This window comes from Microvirga aerilata (assembly GCF_016743775.1).
GTDB classification, from domain to species: Bacteria; Pseudomonadota; Alphaproteobacteria; order Rhizobiales; family Beijerinckiaceae; genus Microvirga; species Microvirga aerilata.
This window is the reverse complement of record NZ_JAEQMY010000197.1, coordinates 1-4022: the sequence shown is the minus strand read 5'-3', so window position 1 is coordinate 4022 and position 4022 is coordinate 1. Positions and strand designations below refer to the sequence as shown.

Genomic DNA, 4022 nt, shown 5'->3' with positions numbered 1-4022 from the left:
GCGATGCGGCCCGTCTCGGCCGGGTCGAGATGCGCAACCTCATCGGGCACGATGCGGACGAATGGGAGCAGATCCTGGGCGAGCCGGGGGCGCATCTGCACCTCTACGGCAAGGCGGAAGCCCGGACCGGACGCAAGATGGGACACGTCACCAGGGTGTTTCCGGAAAAGGCCTGAACCTTTCGGTCCCAAGGCGGTTATCGCCCTGGACCGGCGCTTTTCTTGAGACGCAACCCTGGACAGGCAAGGCTTCTTCTGATATCGACGCCGCCCAGATAGAGGTGCGCCTGACGCGCCTCCTTTGTTATTTATCACAATCGAAACGGTTCAAATACGAGGAATTGGCGTGCAGGTTCTTGTCCGGGATAACAACGTTGATCAGGCGCTCCGCGCTCTCAAGAAAAAGATGCAGCGTGAGGGCATCTTCCGCGAGATGAAGCTTCGCGGCCACTACGAGAAGCCGTCTGAGAAGAAGGCCCGCGAGAAGGCTGAGGCCGTTCGCCGCGCCCGCAAGCTGATCCGCAAGCGCATGCAGCGCGAAGGCCTCCTGCCTTCGAAGCCGCGCCCGACGACGGGCGGCCGCTAAGCTTTCCTAGAGCTAACGGCAGGACTATCGGTTGTGAAACAGCGCCACCGCGCAAGCGGAGCGCTGTTTGCATTTGTGGACCTGGTGCATCAGGCGGAACCGGAGATTCGCGCTGGCGCGGAAGAGCACCCATTCCGTACGCTGTGCCTATGGATTCCCTTCCCCTGCGATGGCTTTCGCCATCTCCGGCCGGGAATGACGCCTAGGTTGGTGCCACGCTGTCATCCTCGGCGGTCCGCAGGACCGGGAAGGGGATCCACTCCTACTCTCAGTGCTATGGATTCCCTTCCCCTCCGCTACGCTCCGGCCGGGAATGACACTGAAGGGAGTGGCAGGCCGTCATCCCCGGCGCACGAAATGCGGGAAGTGCAGCCACGTTCAAGCGCAACAGACACAGACTCCCCTCCGCTGGCGCTTCAGCCTCGAATGACACGGGAGCGTCGCGCGTCCATTTGCCAGATTACCTCTCAAACGCCTTTCTGATGCCTTGTTTCACGGCTGTTAAGATTTTCCCGCCAGAGTGCCGCTTCCTGGTACCCGCGTATTTTAAGTTGGAGACGAAGGTGTTCGCCCCATCGATTCGCCGTTTGGCCCCCTTGAGCCTCACCCTTGTTGCCCTCGGCCTGTCCGCCTGCGGCACGACGAGCAGCGGCCCTGCCCAGCGCATTGCCGTGGTGGAAGAGGACACGCAAGGGACGAGCACCGTCAACATCGCGTCCCTGTCGGATGTGATCCAGCGCAACCCCAACGATCCGAGCGCCTACAACACCCGCGGCGCGGCTTACGCCCGCGTGGGCAACTACAGCAGCGCCATGGCCGACTTCACCAAGGCGGTGCAGCTCGACGGCAACTACGCGCCGGCCTATACCAACCGGGCGCTGGCCCTCAGGCAGACGAACCGCAACGATCAGGCCCTGGCGGATTTCTCCCGCGCCATCCAGGCCGATCCCAATTACGGCCCGGCCTATATCGGCCGCGCCAACCTGCTGCGGGCGCAAGGCAACTTCCAGGAAGCCCTGAACGACCTGAACATGGCCACCCGCCTGCTGCCGGAATCGGCCGAGGCGCTCCACTCGCGCGGCCTGCTCTACCAGCGCCAGGGCATGCACCCGCAGGCGATCCTGGACTTCGACGCCACCATCGACCGCAACCCCTTCGTGGGGGCGCCCTATGCCGCCCGCGGCCAGAGCTTCGTGGCGACGAACCAGTACGACAAGGCCATCGAGGACTTCAACGCGGCCCTCAACGTGGATGCCAAGGACGCCAATTCCTGGGCATGGCGCGGCGTGGCCTTCGAGCGCAAGGGCGACCGGCAGCAGGCCATCGAGAGCTACCAGCGGGCCCTGTCCATCGACAATGCCAACAGCGTCGCGCGCCAAGGCAGCTCGAGGCTGCAGGGCGGCGTCGCAGGCATCTTCCGCTCGTAAAGGCTTCAAAGGAAGGCGGCATGAATCCCGCTGCCCTTCCCCTCCGCGATATCGCGAGCATCGGAAAGCTTTTGGAAGCGCATGCAGGCCTGCATGCGCTTCTTCTCCATGTGGAGAGCCTCGGCCTCCCGGACTGCTGGATCGGTGCCGGTTTCATCCGCAACACCGTCTGGGACGTGCTGCATGGGCACGAGATCGACATCACCCGCCTCAATGATGTGGACGTAGTGTTCCTCGATCCTAGCAATCCCCAAAAGGGCGGGATGCTGCTATCGAGGACGCGCTTAAGGCGCTTGCTCCCGGCGTTCGTTGGCAAATCAAGAACCAGGCCCGCATGCATCAGCGCAATGGTGATGCGCCTTATGCCAGCACTTTCGACGCTGTCAGCCGGTTTCCTGAAACCGCCACCGCCATCGCGGCCAGGACGATCCATGGCCGGGTCGAGGTGATGTCGCCGCACGGGATCGGCGATCTTCTCGGCCTCATCGTGCGACCGACGCCTGCATTCAAGCACAAAATGGATGTTTATCGCGAGCGGGTCCTGAGCAAGGGGTGGCCCGCCCGATGGCCGGGGCTGACGATGCTCATGACCTGGGACGAGGCCTATTCGGCCTCCTACAGCTCCTTCGATAGGATCGACACGTAAGGCTCGAAGCCGAAGGCGCGGTAGGTGCGCTCGGCGCGCTCGTTGGCGACGAGTGCGCCGATGACGAGGCGCTTCAGGCCCGCCTCCCTGGTCAGGCGCTCGGCCTCTCTCAGGAGCGTCTGGCCGATGCCGCGCCCGCGCCAGTCGTCATGCACGATCAGGTCCGTCACCGTGCCGTGGCTGCGCACGTCGTCCACCACATAGGCCGCGTCCTGATCGAGGGAGAAGCCCATGGCCGCGACGACGATGCCTTCGGCTTGCGCGAGGATGATGCGCCCGTTGCGCCGGGAGAGCCGCTGCATCAGCTCGTCGTAATAGCCGATGGCGCCGCCATGGTCCCGCCGACGGTCGCCCGTGAGATTGGCCTCGAAGACGTTGAGCCGGTGGATCAGGTCGATGACCGTCTCCCGGTCGGAGGGAAGCGCCGTGCGCAGGGTGATCGAAGACATGGAAGGATCCGGGAAGCGCGTTGATGGATCGCGTTAAAGCAGATTTCTGCCCCTGCGTCATGGTGATTGCTCTCGCCCCACTGTCATTCCGGGGCGAGCGGCAGCGAGAGCCCGGAATCCATAACCTCGACAGATCGAGCAAGAACACAGCGGATGCCGCCGCACCTGCTTCTTCACCGTCAGCGGTCATGGCTTCCGGGCTCGGCTCTGATGAGCCGCCCCGGAATGACAGTGGAGCGAGAGCATAAACACAATGCCCGGCACTAGGCCGGGCATGCAGCGCTCAAGTGACGCTTGCGTCAGAGGTTCTTCAGGATCTCGTCCACGACCTTTTTGGCATCGCCGAAGAGCATCATGGTGTTGTCGCGGAAGAACAGTTCGTTCTCCACGCCCGCATAGCCCGAGCCCATGCCGCGCTTGATGAACAGCACAGTCTTGGCCCGCTCGACATCGAGGATCGGCATGCCGAAGATCGGCGAGGCCGGATCGGTCTTGGCCGCCGGGTTCGTCACGTCGTTGGCGCCGATCACGAAGGCCACGTCGGCCTGGGCGAACTCGCCGTTGATGTCCTCGAGCTCGAACACCTCGTCATAGGGAACGCTGGCTTCCGCGAGCAGCACGTTCATGTGGCCGGGCATGCGGCCCGCCACCGGGTGGATGGCGTACTTCACCTCCACGCCCTCGGCCTTCAGCTCGTCCGCCATCTCGCGAAGCGCATGCTGGGCCTGGGCCACCGCCATGCCGTAGCCCGGCACGATGATGACCTTGGCGGCGTTCTTCATGATGAAGGCCGCGTCATCCGCTGAGCCCTGCTTCACGGGCCGGGTCTCGACCGCGCCGCCGGCTGCAGCCGCCGTCTCGCCGCCGAAGCCGCCGAGAATCACCGAGACGAAGGAGCGGTTCATGCCCTTGCAC

At 64.0% G+C, this 4022-nt stretch carries 5 protein-coding genes and 2 pseudogenes; 4 read left to right on the top strand and 3 right to left on the bottom strand.

The annotated features are described in order from the left end of the window. The 3 genes and pseudogenes from JKG68_RS31315 to JKG68_RS31305 form a co-directional block, all read left to right on the top strand. Positions 1-176 (top strand): annotated as a pseudogene (locus JKG68_RS31315) (5-(carboxyamino)imidazole ribonucleotide synthase); the annotation flags it as partial. A gap of 169 nt (positions 177-345) precedes the next feature. Beyond that, positions 346-585, top strand: a complete 240-nt coding sequence (gene rpsU / locus JKG68_RS34415; protein WP_190846124.1) for a 30S ribosomal protein S21 — start codon at positions 346-348, stop codon at positions 583-585. A gap of 563 nt (positions 586-1148) precedes the next feature. Beyond that, complete coding sequence (locus JKG68_RS31305; protein WP_376773247.1) at positions 1149-2012, top strand: tetratricopeptide repeat protein; 864 nt, start codon at positions 1149-1151, stop codon at positions 2010-2012. A 5-nt stretch (positions 2013-2017) separates the two neighbouring features. On the opposite strand, the gene JKG68_RS34055 is transcribed toward JKG68_RS31305, so the two are convergent. Beyond that, positions 2018-2266, bottom strand: coding sequence for a hypothetical protein (locus JKG68_RS34055; RefSeq protein WP_246516107.1), 249 nt, complete (start codon positions 2264-2266; stop codon positions 2018-2020). Here JKG68_RS34055 and JKG68_RS31295 point away from each other — a divergent pair. Beyond that, a pseudogene (locus JKG68_RS31295) lies at positions 2153-2658 on the top strand (nucleotidyltransferase family protein). The gene JKG68_RS34055 and the pseudogene JKG68_RS31295 sit on opposite strands and share 114 nt — an antisense overlap. On the opposite strand, the gene JKG68_RS31290 reads toward JKG68_RS31295, so the two are convergent. Together JKG68_RS31290 and JKG68_RS31285 are read right to left on the bottom strand one after the other, a co-directional pair. Continuing rightward, positions 2628-3107 (bottom strand): GNAT family N-acetyltransferase, encoded by a 480-nt coding sequence (locus JKG68_RS31290; protein ID WP_202066236.1) that lies wholly within the window; start codon positions 3105-3107, stop codon positions 2628-2630. The pseudogene JKG68_RS31295 and the gene JKG68_RS31290 overlap by 31 nt on opposite strands. A 299-nt stretch (positions 3108-3406) precedes the next feature. Then, on the bottom strand, positions 3407-4022 hold a 616-nt coding region (locus JKG68_RS31285; RefSeq protein ID WP_202066235.1), incomplete at its 5' end, for an NAD(P)(+) transhydrogenase (Re/Si-specific) subunit beta.

What these genes read in the sequence shown, in the direction of transcription:
- JKG68_RS31290 (WP_202066236.1), bottom strand. Translation starts at nt 3,107, where the DNA reads ATGTCTTCGATCACCCTGCGCACGGCGCTTCCCTCCGACCGGGAGACG.